We start from the raw sequence: 1,455 nt of genomic DNA on the forward strand, positions 1-1,455 counted from the left end.
CGATGGCGGCTCACTCGGGCCATCGTCTTTGTCGGTAATATTCCTGATTGCGTTCAACGTCAAAAGCCAATTCAAAACCATACTTTTGGGGTTTTGATTTTCTCTTTTGACTTTAAAAGCACATTTGAGCAGCCGAGTGCAGTAGGACGCGAGGCATGGATGCCGAGCGAGCCGTGCTTGAGCAGGAGGCGACAACACTGCGTAGCAGTTTTGAACAACGCTTGCGTTGGCCCGAAGGGTTGCCTCGAAGAGGCTATAATCACGGCGGTCCGTCAGCGAAATGATGAATGAGGGAATCCACGAAGTGGACAAGCGATACGTGCGCAAGCGCAGGGGATCCAAGGGGGTTACGCGCTTGTAACCCCTTTGGCGGTTGAGGCACCCAATGGCAAGGTGATCACCGCAATCATGTCAACCAAACATGATCACAAAGCAGCTAACAACCGGACTAATTATCTAATCCAAAATTAACCGAACCACATCCCATTCATCCTTTATCTCTTAAAAATAAAAACTAAATTTTTAATCACATTACTTGCATATAAATTCATAAAATGGCAATGTAATCCACATCATTCATCCAAATAAATTGCGATGAAGCATCATCAGACATAATAAAATCAATAACTAATAACACATTCAAATAAAAAATTCAGACAGGAGTTTACGCATGAAAAAGTTACTATTGGCGACCTTTTTAAGTGGCATGGTTTTCAGCGCAACTGCCGCAGAGACGATTCGTTTTGCTGCCTCAGCTACCTATCCGCCATTTGAATTTATGGATGCCAATAACGAAATTGTTGGTTTTGATATGGATCTGGCAAAAGCATTATGTAAGCAAATGGACGCTAACTGTACGTTCACTAATCAGGCCTTTGATAGCCTGATCCCGGCGCTTAAATTTAAACGTTATGATGCGGTTATCTCTGGCATGGACATCACGCCGGAGCGTAGTAAGCAAGTGACATTCACCCAGCCTTACTATGCAAACTCTGCGATTGTGATTGCGCCGAAGGGCAAATTCAGCTCTTTTGCTGATCTGAAAGGCAAGAAGATCGGCATGGAAAATGGCACCACACATCAGAAGTATTTGCAGGATTTGCATCCTGAAATCAAAACCGTGGCTTATGACAGTTACCAGAATGCCATTATTGACTTGAAAAATGGACGTATCGACGGGGTGTTTGGTGATACAGCCGTTGTGAATGAGTGGCTGAAAACCAATCCAGATCTGGCATCAGTTGGCAAACATGTGACCGATCCGCAATACTTCGGCACCGGCCTTGGCATTGCCGTACGCCCGGATAATAGTGCCTTGCTGGAAAAACTGAATAAAGCCATTGATGCCATTAAAGCTGACGGGACATACAAAACCATCAATGATAAGTGGTTCCCTCAGTAATACCCTTTGTACTTTCGCCCTAGACTACAGCTTCAAGGGTAAAGGGTATACCC

The 1,455-nt window shown here is 44.6% G+C and carries 1 protein-coding gene; it reads left to right on the forward strand.

The window, feature by feature from the left end; translation table 11 throughout:
* The first annotated feature begins 670 nt into the window (after window positions 1-670).
* Window positions 671-1,402 carry an arginine ABC transporter substrate-binding protein gene (locus YALDO0001_RS19330; RefSeq protein ID WP_004705638.1) on the forward strand — a complete coding sequence of 244 codons (732 nt, stop codon included), beginning with the start codon at window positions 671-673 and terminating at the stop codon, window positions 1,400-1,402.
* Window positions 1,403-1,455 lie beyond the last annotated feature (53 nt).

The organism is Yersinia aldovae ATCC 35236, from assembly GCF_000173735.1.
Taxonomy (GTDB): Bacteria; Pseudomonadota; Gammaproteobacteria; order Enterobacterales; family Enterobacteriaceae; genus Yersinia; species Yersinia aldovae.